The sequence below is a fragment of the Mycobacteriales bacterium genome, from assembly GCA_035995165.1.
GTDB lineage: Bacteria > Actinomycetota > Actinomycetes > Mycobacteriales > CADCTP01 > CADCTP01.
In genome coordinates this window covers 40584-56320 of record DASYKU010000110.1, presented here as the reverse complement: position 1 = coordinate 56320, position 15737 = coordinate 40584, and the positions used below count along the sequence as shown (strand labels likewise).

The window sequence follows — 15737 nt, the reverse complement described above, 5'->3', positions numbered from 1 at the left end:
GCCACCTGGTCCCAGGCGTCCCGCAGCGGCCCCGGCCGGAGCCAGACGTGCACCTTCCCGGCCGGCAGCCGCGCCAGCATGCTGAGCTGATAGCGGACCGCCACCGGGGACGGGCTCTCCCGCAGCTGGTCCCAGAGCAGGACGGCCCCGTCCCGCGAGAGCGTCAGCGCGAAGGCGGCCGCGTTGTCCCCGAACAGCGATGGATGGGCGGATCCCTCGATGGCCTCGACCAGACCACCGGGCGCCGGCGTGAACGTGACGAGCTCGGCCGTACCGTCCAGATAGACCGGCGTGCTCAGCACCGGATCGGCCGCCCGGGACCGCAGCGCCTGCAGGATCCGGTCGCGTTCGGCGTCGTCGAGGGCGAGCTCGGTCTGGAACTCCAGGAAGCCGCCGCCGGTGGCCTCGGTCTCCCCCGGCGGCACCGACCGGTACTTGTAGAACACCAGCGCGCGCCCGCCCTGGTCGTCCGTCCGGATGCGCGGGACCGCCGGAACCACGTAGAACACGCGGGGATCGGCGTCGTCGGCGTACACCGACGAGGCGAAGCCCAGCGGCAGCTCCGGCAACACCAGCATTCCTGCCTCCCCCGTGAGCGATCCCGATCTGCGGTGCCGCACGCGCGTCGCCGGCGCCCGTCGTCGAATTCCCTTGTGCAGCAGGGCTGTCGGCCCGCTGCCGTGGCCGCACCGGTCCGGTGCGCCGTTCGAGTACAAGAGCGCGGGTGACCCGCTGAGATACATCGCGGTCCGGTGCAGGTTCTGCTCGCACTTCGGTATCTGGGACGGCCGGCGCCGCTCTACATGGGGAGTCGCATCCCGCTCGGCCGATCCGGAGGCAACCCGCCCATGAGTGAGTCGACGAGGCCATGACCCGGCCCGCAACCGTCACGTACGAGGTGGACGACGGCGTCCCGGCCGCGATCCGGATCGTCCCCGCCGACCCCGGTCCCGAGACGAACGCCGACGGCGTCCCGGCCGCGATGCTCTACGTCTCCGACCGGACGGGACTGCTCACCCTCGGCGTGCGCTGGTGGCCGGCGGAGCCGGAGCTGGCGGCGATCCGCGACCGGGTCGCGGCGTCGCTGAAACGGACGCCCGCGGACTTCGCGGTCAGCCCGGACGCGTTCATCGTCTCCTCCGTCGCGCTCGTCCTGATGCCCGTCCGGGGTGAGCGCATCGAGCTGGCCCGGGTCGGCTCGTCGGGCACGCCGCCGTACACGGCCCTGTTCTCCGTCGACGTGAGCGAGCACCTGGAGCTGGTGCGGCGCGCCTGCGTCGGCGAGCCCGGTCTGCTCCAGATCGAGGTCCAGGCCACGCTGACCCGCGGCCGCAGCGCGACCACCGTGCTGGCCGCGGAGCTCGGGCCCTGGGCGCAGGACCTGCCCGGCGCGGACACCGACGCGCTGGTGGGCCGGATCGAGGCGCTGGTCGCCGCGGGCCTGATCGAGCGCACCCGGTCGGCCGCCCCCGGGCCCGGACCGGACGGGCCGGACGCCGAGGAGGCGGACCTGGCGGCCGAGGCCGACCGGAACGCGTCCCAGCGCCTGCTCGCGGCCATCGCCTCGGCCGCACCACCGGCCGGGCCGTCCGCCATCGGCATGACGGCACCGCCGCCCGGACCGCCGATCGGGACGGACGGCACGACGGTGGTGACGGCGGCTGCGACCGCGCACCGCCCGCACCACCAGCCGCTGGTCCGGACGGCCGACGTCGGCCAGTGGCTGCGCGGCTCCCCCTCGGCGCACGTGCTGGTGGCGGGAGGCGCTGCGGACCCCGGGCCGCCCGACGGGCCCGCGGCCCAGGTGCCGGTCGCCCTCGGCTTCGCGGCCCAGGACGCGCCGCTGGCCCGGGTCGAGGTCGCCACCGCGGGCGGGAGCGCGGTCCTGGCCGCCCCGTTCAGCGACCCGGTGTCCGTCCCCGACGGCGACTCGCTGGCCGTCACCACCCGGTACGCGGCCGGTCCCGCGTACAGCGCGACCCTGCCCCGGGGGCGCGGCCCCTGGCACCTCTCCCCCGCCGACCTCGGCCTGACCCAGGTCACCGTCGACGCCACCCACCTGCACGAGGCCGGCGCGACCGCCGTCGACGCCGACGTCTTCTACCAGCCCGAGGACCGCGGCTCGCCGGACCGCCGGACCGTCCGGTTCGGCCCGGACACCTGGCAGGCCAGCTGGTTCGTGGTCAGCCGCGGTCCGGAGCTGGCCGGCCAGCTCCTGCTCAGCCTGCTGGTGACCCCGGGCGGCGTACCCGGGGTCCAGTCCTCCGTCCGCTCCACCATCGCCACCGTCCAGCTCTGACCACGGGGAGACCGTCATGTTGAAGATCGACCAGGTGCAGACCCTGCAGGGCCTGCAGGTGTACGGCGACGACCGGGACGAGCTGACCTACTACGTCCTGCCCGAGCAGCCGCGGTTCCGCTGGAACCAGGGCAAGCTGGTGTTCAAGTACCTGAAGTTCCGCAGCCCCCGCAAGCGTCCGGACGGCTCGTTCGGCGGCGGCTTCATCATCTTCGACGCGGAGTTCGCGGTCGACGAGGACGTCCGTACGAAGATCATCGCGGACCTGACCGCCCAGGCCGGCCGGGCCCGGCCGGGCGCCAAGGTCAAGCTGGGCACCATCCAGTGGGCCAAGGGCACGGCCAAGCTGAACTTCGTCTCCGACGGCGGCATGCTGATCGAGTCGGTGACCAACCCGATGAGCCCGTCGCTGTTCGGCAACAACATCACGCCGTTCACGATGGAGCTCTCGCAGGAGGGGGCCACCTTCTTCGAGCAGGCCCTGCAGGGCAGCGGCGGCGTGATCCAGGTCAGCTACGAGATGAACGCCTGGGTCAAGCTCCCGCCGATCAGCGGCACCGCGAGCTTCCACTCGAACAAGTACTACGAGTTCGTCCAGCACATCACCGACGACAACCCCACCTGCGGTGACGACCTGCGGACCGAGGAGATCCAGGAGAAGATCCGGTCGTCCGAGGTCATGAAGGTCGAGATCACCTCGAGCATCGTCACCAACACCACCGTCGTCGACAACATCCGCGCCAGCCTGATGAACACGCTGGAGCAGACGGTCGCGAAGAAGATGCTCGAACAGCTCGGCCAGTACGACGGCGACCGCGGGATGATCGAGGACTACGAGGACATCCGGCGCAGCTACAAGAAGATCAAGATCGACGACTTCAGCTACACGATCACCGAGAGCAGCGCCAGCCTCTGGCCCTTCAACCCGCAGGGCACCCTGCCGAACATCACCTCGCTCACCGACGGCGGCGGAAAGCCGATCGTGTGGGGGGACTACGCGCAGACGATCGACCTGGACGACCCGTTCTTCCGCACCCTCGACGTGACCGTCCGGCTGAACGCGGACCTGGAGAACCTGCCGATCCACAGCGTCGACGTCCACCTGGAGTTCGACGGCAACCACCCTGTGGTCCAGGACCTCCACTTCGGCAAGGCCGACGACACCGGCACGTTCTCCTGCTTCCTGGACGGCAAGCCGCCGGAGTACCGGTACAGCTACCGGGTCAACTTCAAGGACACCGCCCAGCCGTACGAGGTGGCCGCGCGGACCAGCAAGCTGGAAGAGCTGACGATCGGCGTCGACGACACCGGCCTGCTGCTGGTCGACGTCACCGCCGGCAACATCGACTTCGCCAAGATCCCCACCGCCCTGGTGACCGTGCGCTACACGCCATCGACGCTGCCCCCCATCGAGGAGCAGTACGTCCTGGACTCCGGCCACCCGACCCACCGGCTGGAGAAGGCGATCTTCGAACCGCGGACGAACGCGGTGACGTACAAGATCGACTACCGGACCGCCGACGGCAAGACGCTGTCGACCCCGTGGCGCGAGACCGCCCGCCAGATCTACGTGAACTCGCCCTTCAACGACCTGCGCCAGGTGATGGTCGTCGCCGAGGGCGACCTCAGCACCGAGATCGAGTCGATCATGGTCGACCTGACCTACACCGACGCGCCCAACGACTACTCGACGCACTTCTCCGGCGCGCTGGACAAGGACAACACGTTCCTCGACTGGTCGTTCCCGGTGCTCGACCATGCCGCCGGAACGGTGACCTACAGCGGGAGCATCCGCCGCCAGGACGGGACCGTCGAGACGATCGAGCCGACGACCGCCACCACCGGCACCATCACGATCGGCGAGCACGTCGAGCGGAAGCTGGCCGTCACCGTGGTCCCGGACCTGATCGACTTCAGCCAGGTCGCGCTGGTGCGGGTGGCCCTGCGGTACGGCACCGATCCGGACACCCGCCAGGACAAGGACCTCCTCTTCCGCGACGGCACCTCGGTGACGTGGACGGTCGAGCTGCCGGACAAGAGCTCGCCGCGCGACTACTCGATGTCGGCCGTGTACTACCTCAAGGACGGCAGCCAGCGGCCGCTGGCCGAGGCGAGCACCGACGACCTCGAGCTCGTCCTGCCGCCGCTGCCCCCGGTCTGACCCCCGCCACCGCTCGCCTCCAGGAGGTCGACCATGCTCTACCTGAACCCCCCGTACGTCGCGGTGGACGGGCTCACCTGCTATCCCGACCACGCCGACCCGCTGCAGTGGTACTACCTGCCGGCCCAGCCGCGGCTGTCGGTCCGGGTGGACGACCAGGGCCGGGAGATCCCCGCGTTCTCCCTGCTGCGCTTCAAGTCCGGCGCCGGCCACAACGGCGGGATGCTGAACTTCGACGTCGACCTGCGGGTCGACCAGGACGTGCTCACCGGCGCCGCGCAGGCGATCCGCAACGCGCTGCACCTGACCGACGTACCGCGGCTGGTGCCGGTGCCGCTCGAGGACGGCACCGTCAACCTCACGATCCTCGGCACCCAGGACGACGCCGCCGCGGCACCGGCCCCGGACGGCTCCCCCCGGTTCGTCGTGAAGATCTCGCACCCGGCCAAGCCGAGCCTGTACGGCACCAACCGCGCCGCCGTCTCGGCCGAGCTGGACCAGGACTCGTCCGTGCTCGTGGTCCGATCGCTGGACGGCGAGCTGGCGCCGATCGGCGTCGTGTACTCGCTGAGCTTCCTCGCCCTGCGCCCGGCGTACTCGGTCCGGCTGCACATCGACTGGGACCGGCTGCAGGACCGGCTGGACACGAGCTTCGGCGTCGACTCGGCGTTCTTCTCCACCGAGATCTCCGACGCGGTCGACAAGCTCATCGAGGACCGGGTCATCGACCTGCAGGTCGACACGTTCGTGCCGGAGGGCGAGGACACCAAGTCGGTCATCACCAGCCGGGACCGCGCGGTGGCCGAGGTCCGCGACATGATCACCGACGCGTTCTTCACGGCCACCATCGACCCCACCAAGCCGCAGCCGGACGGCTGGGACAAGGCCACCGAGCTGCTCGAGACCTGGAACCGGCAGCACGCCACCGGCGGCGGCCTGCTGCCCTCGTTCCACTACAACCAGACCCACTACAGCCGGATCGACAAGAAGCGGCTGGACGTCACGATGAGCGAGCGCGTCACGGTCAAGCGCTCGATCTACCCACAGGGCCACCTGAACGCGATCGCCGCCACCATCGCCGCCTCCGGGCTGCCGCGGACGCCGACCTTCGTCAACGACATCGACCTGGACGACCCGTGGTTCCAGCGGCGCATGGTCCGGGTTCTGTCCAGAGTGGACACCGGCACCGGCCACATCTCCTCGGTGGACGCCGAGCTCCGCTACCACGACCAGGCGAAGTCGGTGGTGATCGACGGCCCGGGCGTGGACAAGGAGGTCGACTGGACGTCGGTCCTCGACGGCGACCGGATGGACATGCCGGTCCAGGTCTCGCTCACGGTGAACCTGACCCAGGTCGAGGACCTGCAGCGCCCGCTGACCCTGCACACCCAGCCGCAGCCGAACGACACCGAGGTCTGGGAGGTCCGGACCGACGACCTGTTCCGGCTGGAGACGGTCCCGATCCGGACCGAGGGCGTGCCGTGGGACCGCTGGTCCTCGCTGGAGGTCTCGCTGCGGTACGCGGACCCGCAGCACGACGTACTGCAGCAGTCCACGGTCGAGCTGTCCGCCGCCGTGCCGGGCTGGAACTACGTGCAGTTCGTGATGGCCGGCGCGTCCGCCGCCTTCGACTACCGCGTGCGCTACCTCGGCGCGGACGGCCGCCAGGACCATCTGCAGGACTGGACGAGCACCGACGAGGGCGAGATCCGGATCCGCGATCCGTTCCCGGCCAAGCGCACGATCTCGGTGAGCCCCCAGGTCGACTGGACCCAGATCGACCGGATGTTCGTCGACCTGCACTACGAGAACACGCCGCACGGCGTCAGCTATGACCAGTCGATGGAGTTCACCACCCAGGCGAACGCCACCCAGACCTTCAGCGTCGACCTGCAGGACCCGCAGGAACGCCGGGTCACCTGGAAGGCCACGATCCTCTACCACGACGGCCGTTCGGTCGCGGCCGGACCGTCGTCCACAGTGGACACCCGGCTGATCGTCCGGCCCGACCTGCCGCGGCACAACGTGGTCATGGTCTCGGCCGACCTCGCCGGAGCCGACGCCACCGGCCTGCGGGACGTGGTCGTGACGGCCGCGCCGCTGGACTCGGAGACCCCGCTGGCCGAGCTCACGTTCGTGCCGGGCGGACCGCCGCAGACCTTCGGGCTCGACTACACCGACGACCCGTCCTACCGGTACCGGCTGACCTACCACCACACCAACGGCCTGAAGAAGACCAGGGGCTGGACGCAGACGCGGGCCACCGACCTGGCCGTCGCGCGCGACTGAGGGGACTGCGCCATGCTGCAGCTCGGAGCGAGCTCACTGGTGATCGACGGCGTCACGGTCTTCCGCGACCACGCCGACGAGAACCTGTTCTGGTACCTGCCGGCGCCCGTCCGGCTGGCCCACCGGCCGGTCACCGACGAGCCGGAGTTCACGCTGATCACCTTCCGCAACGCGGCCGTCGACGAGGGCGGCCGGGGCGGCGGGTTCCTCATGTTCGAGGTCGACCTGCGGCTGGACGCCGGCGAGGCGGAGTCGATCAAGGCTCAGCTGGAGCAGCTGGCGCCGGGGCGGCCGGTGCTCTCGCCCGTCCCGTTCGACCAGGGCGAGGTGCAGTGCATCGCCCTGAACGTGCAGGGGTCCGCGGGCACCACCGCGACGCCGGGTGCCTTCGTCGCCGTGGAGGAGATCCTCGGCGCGTCGGTGCCCTCGCTGTACGGCGACAACCAGGCCGCGTTCAGCCTGAAGCTGTCGACCACCGGCGCCACCATCCTGAAGCAGGCGTTCCAGCAGGGCGCCGCGCCGATCGGGGTGATCTACGAGCTCACCTTCACCGGGCTGCGGCCGGCCCTGCACGTCACGATCGAGGCCGACCTCGCCGTCTGCTACCAGCAGCTCTCGGTGGGCCTGGAAGCCCAGGTGTACTGGGTGAAGGCGGGTCTGGAAGCCGCGTTCGAATGGCTCAAGCAGACCGGGGCGATCAAGATCACCGTGGCCGACTTCGTACCGGACAACCAGGTGTCGACGCAGGAGCAGTGGGCCCTGGACTTCTTCCGCGACAAGCTGCTGAAGGACTGGTTCGAGCCGTCGCTGTCGCCCGGGTCGACGCCGACGACGCCGGCGCCGGCCGTGGGGGCGGCGCCGGGCGTGGTCCGGCCGCCGCTGGTGCAGCCGCCGCCCGCCGGGGTGGTACGGCCTCCGACGCCGCCCGGCGGGCCCGTCCCGCCCGGCGGGCCCGTCCCGCCCGGCGGGCCCGTCCCGCCCGGAGGGCCCGTCCCGCCCGGAGGGCCCGTCCCGCCCGGAGGTCCGGTCCCGCCGGGAGGACCCGTACGGCCCGGCGGACCCGTCCCGCCCGGCGGCGCGATCCCGCCCGGCGGCGCCATCCCGCCCGGCGGACCCGTCCCGCCCGGCGGCGCCATCCCGCCCGGCGGCGCGATCCCGGCCGCCGGCGCGGCGGGCAACCCGCTCGGGACCGCCGTCGGTGCCGCGGTCGGCAACGCGGTCTCGGGCGCCCTCGGCGGCGGCCAGGTCGGCAGTGCCACCGGCACTCCGCCGGCCGGCCCGGTCCGCCCGCCCGGCGGAACCGCGACTCCCCCGGCCGGCCCGGTCCGTCCGCCCGGCGCGACGGGCACGCCCGGAGCCGGCGGCCTTCCGGCCGGCGGCAGCTCGGCCCTGGTCTCGTTCAAGCTGAAGTACGTCAGCAAGACCGAGCAGAAGCACGTCTCGCTGGAACTGGACCGCTCCGAGGCCGTCCAGCGCGTCTACGCCCCGCAGGGCTTCTTCAGCGAGCTGGCCGGGTCCCTCTCCGGCCCGACCCACTTCCTGGATGTCGACCTGGACGACCCGTTCTTCCGGGTCTTCACCGTGGACGTGCAGTGCGGCGTCGACTTCGCCGCGCTCGGGCTGGTCAGCATCAACGTCGCCCTCAGCTACGGCCGGGACGACGATCCGGGCGGTCCGAAGACCACGGACCTGATCTTCGACCAGGCGCACACCGGCACCCAGCAGTTCACGCCGTTCATGAACGCCGCCCTGGACATGGACTACCGGTACCGCGTCGAGTACAACTTCGCGGCGTCCGGCCCGTGGCACGCCCAGGACATCTCGTACACGTTCAGCGGCGAGACGGACGACCGGACCCTGGAGCTGGACCCGTCCCGCCGGCTGGGCTTCCTGGAGGTCACGGTCGAGCCCACCGACATCGACCCCGACTCCCTCTCGTTCACCGAGGTGCAGCTGACGTACGCCGACCCCGGCGGCTGGGAGCAGCACTCGACGCTGACGGTGAAGGCCGACAGCCCGGTGCAGACCTGGCGGATCCGGATGCCCGACCGTACGCATCAGGAGTTCACGTACCGCTTCGTGCACACGCTCCCGGACGGCTCCGTCGTCACGACCGACCCGGTGACGACCACGTCCACCCGGGTCGCGGTCGTGGACCCGTTCGCCGCACGCCTGGACATCAGCATCGTCCCGGCCTGGAACCCCGCGACGGTCCGCAGCGTCGCGATCGACCTCGAGTACGAGGACCCGGACGCCGCCTACCACCGCACGCTGCGGGTGGAGTTCGCCGGCACCGACGTCGCGACCCGCGACGTCCACATCGCCATCCACAACCCGGCCCGGCGCACCTTCCGGCACCGCAGCACCCGCATCGACCTGGACGGCCAGGTCCACCAGACCGACTACACCGCGACCACCGACACCCTCATCCCCGCCACCTGACCGGCCACCCCGCCGCCGCGGTCGAAGCCGCGGCGGTGGGGTCCGGTAGAACACAGGGGTGATGGACCACCCGACCGCGCACGGCACCCACGACCATGCCGACGACCCGCGCAACGCGGACGTCCTGGTCAACGTCGACGGCCGGCTCGTCCCGCGCGGGCAGGCCGTGGTGAGCGTGTTCGACGCCGGATTCGTGCTCGGCGACGGCGTCTGGGAGGGGCTGCGGGTCAGCGCCGGGCACCCCGCGTTCCTCGAGCAGCACCTCGACCGGCTGTGGGAGGGCGCCGCCGCGATCGCGCTGGACGTCGGCCGCAGCCGGGACGAGCTGACCGCCGAGATCTACCGGACGCTCCAGGCGAACGGCATGGACGGCGACGGTGTGCATGTCCGGCTGATGGTGACCCGGGGGCCGAAGTCGACGCCGTACCAGGACCCGCGCATGTCGGCCGGCCCGGCCACGCTGGTGATCATCGCCGAGCACAAGGACCCGCTGCCGGCCACAGCCGTGACAGGCCTGACGCTGTTCACCGTCCACGTACGCCGGGCCCAGCCGGACACGCTCGACCCGAAGCTCAACTCGCACAGCAAGCTCAACGACATCACCGCCTGCATCCAGGCCTACACCGCCGGCGCGGACGAGGCGCTGATGCTCGACCCGCACGGGTTCGTCGCCACCTGCAACTCGACGCACTTCTTCATCGTGCGCGGCGACGAGGTGTGGACCTCGACCGGCATGTACTGCCTCGGCGGCATCACCCGCGGCAACGTGCTGCGGGTCTGCGAGCGGGCCGGCATCCCGGCCCGCGAGCGCAGCTTCAGCCTGACCGAGGTCTACAGCGCGGACGAGGCCTTCGTCACCGGGACGTTCGCCGGCCTGGTGCCGGTGCACACGGTCGACGGCCGGCGCATCGGCGACGGCCGCCGCGGTCCGATGGTCGGACGACTGCAGGAGCTCTACCGCGAGCTCGTCCGCGAGGACGTCGCCGGGCGGCGCGCGCCGTGACCGGCGGGGTGCGGCTGGCGGTGTGGTCGGGCCCGCGCAACATCTCGACCGCGCTGATGCGCTCGTGGGAGAACCGGCCGGACACGCGCGTGGTCGACGAGCCGCTCTACGCCTACTACCTGCGCGAGACCGGCCTGGACCATCCCGCCCGTGACGAGGTGATCGCCGCGGGCGAGACCTCCTGGCCGCTGGTGGTCCACGAGCTCACCGCGCCGGTCGAGGGCGTCTACTACCAGAAGCACATGACGCACCACCTCCTCCCGCAGCTGCCCCGGGACTGGATCGCGGCGCTGACGAACGTGCTGCTGATCCGCGACCCGGCCGAGGTCGTCGCGTCCTACGTCCGCTCGCGCGCGGACGTCCTGGCCGAGGACATCGGACTGGTCCAGCAGGGCGAGCTCTACGACCAGCTCGGCGCCGGCGTCCCCGTCATCGACGCCGCGGACTTCCTGCGCGACCCGGAGGGACACCTGCGCTGGCTCTGCGACGTCGCCGGCGTGGAGTTCACCGACCGGATGCTGCGCTGGCCGGCCGGGCCGCGGGACTCCGACGGCGTCTGGGCGCCGCACTGGTACGGCGCCGTGCTCGCCTCCACCGGCTTCCGGCCGTACCGGCCGCGGCCGGTCGAGCTCGCCGGCGCCGCCCGGGAGGCGGCGGACCGCAGTCGCCCGCACTACGAACGACTCCACGAGGCCCGCGTCCGGCTGTAGCGGCGGCTGCCCGATCCTGAGGGTGCCGAGGACCGCGTTCGGTCAACTATCGTGGGTGTTACACAGTCCTGTCCTCGCCAGTTGGAGGGTCGATGAGGCGTCGCCGTCCCCGTCACGTCAGGATCACCGAGCCGCTGGTGCGGGAGAACGGCGTGCTCCGCCCCGCCACCTGGGACGAAGCACTGGACCGGGCCGCCGCCGGCTTCCGCGGCGTCGGGCCGGACGAGTTCGGCATGTTCAGCTGCTCCAAGGCCACGAACGAGATGAACTACACCGCGCAGAAGTTCGCGCGAGCGGTGATGGGCAGTAACAACGTCGACTCCTGCAACCGAACTTGACACGCTCCTTCCGTCGTCGGTCTGACGACAGTCTTCGGAGCGGGTGGCGGCACCTCGGCGTACGAGGAAGCTGAGCACGCCGACCTGCTGATCCTGTGGGGTTCGAACGCACGCGAGACGCACCCGATCTTCTTCCACCATGCCCTGCAGGGGCTGAAGCGCGGCTGCCGGATGTACTCGGTGGATCCCCGCCGGACGTCCACGGCGCAGTGGGCCGACGGCTGGCTGGGCCTCGACGTGGGCACGGACATCGCGCTGGCCAACACCATCGGGCGGGAGATCATCCACGCCGGCCTGGCCAACGAGGCCTTCGTCGGCCGGGCCACGTCCGGGTTCGAGGACTACAAGGCCACGGTCGAGCCCTACACGCTGGAGCGCGGTGAGGAGATCACCAAGGTCCCGGCCGTGCTGATCCGGGAGCTGGCGCATGCGTACGCGCGGGCCGACCGGGCCCAGATCTGCTGGACGCTGGGCATCACCGAGCACCACAACGCGGCCGACTACGTGTTCGCGCTGATCAACCTGGCGCTGCTCACCGGGCACGTCGGGCGCTACGGCTCGGGCCTCGTCCCGCTGCGCGGGCAGAACAACGTGCAGGGCGGCGGCGACATGGGCGCCATCCCGTCCAAGCTGCCGGGCGGCTACGACCTCGCCGACGACGTCGCCCGCGACCGCTTCGAGAAGGTCTGGGGCGCCACCATCCCGCCGAAGACCGGCATGCACCTGTCCCAGATGTTCGAGGCCATGGAGACCGGCCAGCTCAAGGCGTTGTATTGCATCGGGGAGAACCCGGCCGAGTCCGAGGCCAACGCCGGCCACGCGCGCAAGATGCTCGAAGGGCTCGACCACCTGGTCGTGCAGGACATCTTCCGGACCGCGACGGCCGACATGGCCGACGTGGTGCTGCCGGCCGCGGCCGACTGGTGCGAGTACGAGGGCACCGTCACCAACTCCGAACGGCGCGTGCAGCGCATCCGCAAGGCCCTCGACCCACCCGGCCAGGCCCGCCCGGACACGCACATCATCTGTGCGATCGCCGACCGGATGGGTCACGACTGGGGCCAGCCGACCGCCGAGCAGGTCTGGGACGAGCTGCGCTCGGTCTCGCTCAACTGGCACCAGGGCATGAGCTACGCCCGGCTCGACGAGCTCGGCGGCCTCCAGTGGCCGTGCCCCGAGCTCGACCACCCGGGTACGCCGATGCTGCACGCGCGGCTGTGGGCGTCCGGCGAGGCTCTCGGGACGCCGGCACCGTTCACGCCGGTGGAGCACGTGCCGCCGGTGGACACGCTCACGCCCGAGTACCCGATCCGGCTCACCACCGTCCGGGTGCTCGACGGCTACAACTCCGGCGTGCAGACCGGCGGGTACAGCTCGCCGCTGCGCCGCCAGGAGTCGCTGCGGATGGACGCGACCGACGCCGCCGGGCTGGGCATCGCCAACGGCGACCACGTCCTCGTCACGTCCCGGCGGGGGTCGGTGCAGGCACCGGTGTGGCTGGACCGGTCCCTGCGGCCCGGGCTCGCGTCGTTCACGCCGCACTTCACCGAGGAGGTCGACGTCAACGTCCTCACCAACGACGCCTGGGACCCCAAGTCGGGGACCTCGGAGTTCAAGGCGACGGCCGTACGGATCGAGAAGGCTCCGGCCGGGAGTGGGAACTGAGTGGATCTTCGCCTGTCCGATGCCGAAGCGACCCCGCAGGAGACCGAGGTCGTCGACGCGGTCTTCGACGCGCTCCGCGGCGCCGACGACGTACCGGGACCCGACCGGCGGTTCGTGGACGGCGGCCACGCGGCCCGGGGACGGCGGCACATGCTGCTCCCGGCGCTGCACGCGGTGTCCGACGCGGTGGGCCACATCAGCCCGGGGGCGCTGAACCACGTCGCCCGGGTGCTCGCCGTCCCCCCGGCCGACGTGTACGGGGTCGCGACCTTCTACGCGATGTTCTCGACCGAGCCCCGGCCGCCCCGCGTCGTGCATGTCTGCGACGACGTGGCCTGCGGCCCGTTCGGCGGTGAGGAGATCATCGCCGGGCTCGACGGCCTCGATCCCGAGCAGTCCACCGTGGTACGCAGCCCGTGCCTCGGGCTGTGCGAGCGGGCGCCGGCGGTGCTGTTCCAGCGGGCCGGCGCGCCGGACTTCAGCCTGGCCCCGGCCCGTACCGAGACCGTCCTGGGCGCCGACTTCGCCGCGGCGGACGCGGCGTTCGGCGACACCTCGGTGAGCGTTCCGCAGACCGGGCAGGCGGGACTGCGGCTGCTGCGCCGCGTCGGGGTCGTCGACCCGGAGAGCCTGGACAGCTACCGCGCCGCCGGCGGCTACACGGCCCTGCGGCGGGCGGTCGAGATGGGCGCCGGCCGGGTCGTCCGGGAGATCACGGACGCGTCGCTGACCGGTCGCGGCGGCGCCGCGTTCCCCACCGGGATGAAGTGGGACGGCGTCGCCAAGGCGCCGGAGCGGCCGCACTACCTGGTCTGCAACGCCGACGAGTCCGAGCCCGGCACGTTCAAGGACCGGGTCCTCATGGAGAGCGACCCGTTCGGCCTGATCGAGGCGATGACGATCGCCGGGTACGCCGCCGGCTGCGAGCGCGGCTACCTCTACATCCGCGGTGAGTACCCGCTGGCCACCCGGCGGCTGGAGACGGCGATCGCGGCGGCCCGGCTGCGCGGCTACCTCGGCGACGACGTCATGGGCGAGGGGTTCGCGTTCGACATCGAGCTGCGCCGCGGCGCGGGGGCGTACATCTGCGGCGAGGAGACCGCCCTGCTCAACTCGATCGAGGGCTTCCGCGGCGAGCCCCGCAACAAGCCGCCGTTCCCGAGCGTGAGCGGGCTGTTCGGCAAGCCCACGGTGATCAACAACGTCGAGACGCTCTACAACGTGCTCGAGGTGCTCGCCGTCGGCGGGCCGGCGTTCGCGTCGATCGGCGGCGGGCGCTCCACCGGGACCAAGCTGTTCTGCGTGTCCGGTGCGGTCGGCACGCCCGGTGTCTACGAGGTGGAGTTCGGCACCACGCTGCGCGAGCTGCTCGTGCTCGCCGGCGGGATCCGCGGGGAGCTGCGCACGATCCTGCTCGGCGGCGCGGCGGGCGGGTTCGTCCCGCCCGACCAGCTCGACGTCGTGCTGACCCTGGAGGGCGCCCGCGAGATCGGCGCCACGCTGGGCTCGGGCGTCGTGATGGCCTTCGACACCGCCGCGGACCTCACCGGTACCCTGCGGCGCATCGCCGCGTTCTTCCGCGACGAGTCCTGCGGGCAGTGCGTGCCCTGCCGGGTGGGCACCGTCCGGCAGGAGGAGGCGCTGGCCCGGCTGGAGCGCAACGCTCCGATCGGCTCGCGGGACACCGAGCTCGCGCTGCTCGACGACCTGGCCCGGGTCATGCAGGACGCCTCGATCTGCGGGCTCGGGCAGACCGCGCCGGCGGCGATCCGCTCCGCGCTGTCGCTGGGTCTGCTCGACGCACCGCCCTCGCTCAACGGCTCGCGCACGGGAAGGGGTCCGCACTGATGACCGTTACCAGCCCGGTGATGCTGGGGCAGATCGGCCGCCTGGTCACCCTGACCATCGACGGCACGGAGGTCCGCGTACCCGAGGGCGCGACGATCCTGGACGCGCTGCACGACCAGGGCACGCCCGAGCAGGCCGACACCCCGACGCTGTGCTGGGCGCCGAACCTGAACCCGGTCAACGCCTGCCGGGTGTGCGTGGTGGAGGTCGAGAACTCCCGGGCGCTGGTGCCGTCCTGCGCGCGCAAGGCCGAGGACGGGATGGTGGTGCGCACCGACTCGGAGAAGGTGCGGCACAGCCGCCGGATGGTGCTGGAGCTGCTGGCCTCGTCCGCGGACATGTCCCAGGCCAGCCCGGACGTCCAGCGCTGGATGGGCGCGTACGGGGTCGACGCGGCCCGCTACGGCCCGCCGGCACCACCCTCGACCGACCGCGACTCCCGGCACGCCGGCCACCACCACGCCCCCGACGGCACGACGGCCGCGACGGTCGAGCAGCCGGTGAAGGTCGACAACGACCTCTACGTACGGGACTACTCCCGCTGCATCATGTGCTACAAGTGCGTCAAGGCCTGCGGTACGGACGCCCAGTTCACCTTCGCGATCGCGGCCGCCGGCCGCGGCTTCGACGCGCGCATCGCGACCGAGTTCAACGCGGAGCTGCCCGAGTCCGCCTGCGTCTACTGCGGCAACTGCATCGGCGTCTGCCCTACCGGAGCCCTGAAGTCCGTCCGCGAGCACGAGCTGCGCGAGGCCGACGACTGGCACCCCGACGAGGAGGTCGTCACCACGACCATCTGCTCGTTCTGCGGCGTCGGCTGCAACCTGGAACTGCACGTCCAGCAGAACTCGATCGTCAACGTCACCAGCCCGGCGGACCACTCGGTCACCCACGGCCACCTCTGCATCAAGGGCCGCTTCGGCTTCCAGCACGTCCAGAACCTCCCACCCGCTCCCTGACCGGGCCCCGTTGGAAGTCCTGG

The 15737-nt window shown here is 71.7% G+C and carries 9 protein-coding genes and 1 pseudogene; 9 read left to right on the top strand and 1 reads right to left on the bottom strand.

The features are described 5' to 3' along the window. Nucleotides 1-578: hypothetical protein (locus VGP36_18690; GenBank protein ID HEV7656746.1), on the bottom strand; the 578-nt coding region annotated here is incomplete at its 3' end. 290 nt (nt 579-868) lie between these two features. Here VGP36_18690 and VGP36_18685 point away from each other — a divergent pair. From VGP36_18685 to VGP36_18645, 9 genes and pseudogenes are all read left to right on the top strand, one after another. Beyond that, on the top strand, nt 869-2299 hold the full coding sequence (locus tag VGP36_18685; GenBank protein ID HEV7656745.1) for a hypothetical protein: 1431 nt from the start codon (nt 869-871) through the stop codon (nt 2297-2299). 16 nt (nt 2300-2315) lie between these two features. Continuing rightward, nucleotides 2316-4460, top strand: a complete 2145-nt coding sequence (locus VGP36_18680) for a hypothetical protein (GenBank protein HEV7656744.1) — start codon at nt 2316-2318, stop codon at nt 4458-4460. A gap of 33 nt (nt 4461-4493) precedes the next feature. Beyond that, nucleotides 4494-6749 (top strand): hypothetical protein, encoded by a 2256-nt coding sequence (locus VGP36_18675; GenBank protein HEV7656743.1) that lies wholly within the window; start codon nt 4494-4496, stop codon nt 6747-6749. Between the two features lie 12 nt (nt 6750-6761). Then, entirely contained in the window at nt 6762-9191 is a 2430-nt protein-coding gene (locus VGP36_18670) for a hypothetical protein (GenBank protein ID HEV7656742.1), read from the top strand. Between the two features lie 61 nt (nt 9192-9252). Beyond that, nucleotides 9253-10194: an aminotransferase class IV gene (locus tag VGP36_18665; protein HEV7656741.1), complete on the top strand. Its 942-nt coding sequence runs from the start codon at nt 9253-9255 to the stop codon at nt 10192-10194. Continuing rightward, a complete protein-coding gene (locus VGP36_18660; protein ID HEV7656740.1) occupies nt 10191-10904 on the top strand; it encodes a hypothetical protein in 714 nt (237 codons plus the stop codon). The genes VGP36_18665 and VGP36_18660 overlap by 4 nt, the downstream gene beginning before the upstream one ends. A 55-nt stretch (nt 10905-10959) precedes the next feature. Beyond that, nucleotides 10960-12907 (top strand): annotated as a pseudogene (locus tag VGP36_18655) (molybdopterin-dependent oxidoreductase). Further along, complete coding sequence (locus VGP36_18650) at nt 12908-14755, top strand: NAD(P)H-dependent oxidoreductase subunit E (GenBank protein HEV7656739.1); 1848 nt, start codon at nt 12908-12910, stop codon at nt 14753-14755. It begins immediately after the preceding pseudogene. Further along, nucleotides 14755-15714 (top strand): 2Fe-2S iron-sulfur cluster-binding protein, encoded by a 960-nt coding sequence (locus VGP36_18645; GenBank protein ID HEV7656738.1) that lies wholly within the window; start codon nt 14755-14757, stop codon nt 15712-15714. The genes VGP36_18650 and VGP36_18645 overlap by 1 nt, the downstream gene beginning before the upstream one ends. Nucleotides 15715-15737: the final 23 nt, after the last annotated feature.

Coding starts and splice junctions, on each gene's coding strand:
- VGP36_18685 (HEV7656745.1), top strand. CDS start 869: ATGACCCGGCCCGCAACCGTCACGTACGAGGTGGACGACGGCGTCCCG.
- VGP36_18680 (HEV7656744.1), top strand. CDS start 2,316: ATGTTGAAGATCGACCAGGTGCAGACCCTGCAGGGCCTGCAGGTGTAC.
- VGP36_18675 (HEV7656743.1), top strand. CDS start 4,494: ATGCTCTACCTGAACCCCCCGTACGTCGCGGTGGACGGGCTCACCTGC.
- VGP36_18670 (HEV7656742.1), top strand. CDS start 6,762: ATGCTGCAGCTCGGAGCGAGCTCACTGGTGATCGACGGCGTCACGGTC.
- VGP36_18665 (HEV7656741.1), top strand. CDS start 9,253: ATGGACCACCCGACCGCGCACGGCACCCACGACCATGCCGACGACCCG.
- VGP36_18645 (HEV7656738.1), top strand. CDS start 14,755: ATGACCGTTACCAGCCCGGTGATGCTGGGGCAGATCGGCCGCCTGGTC.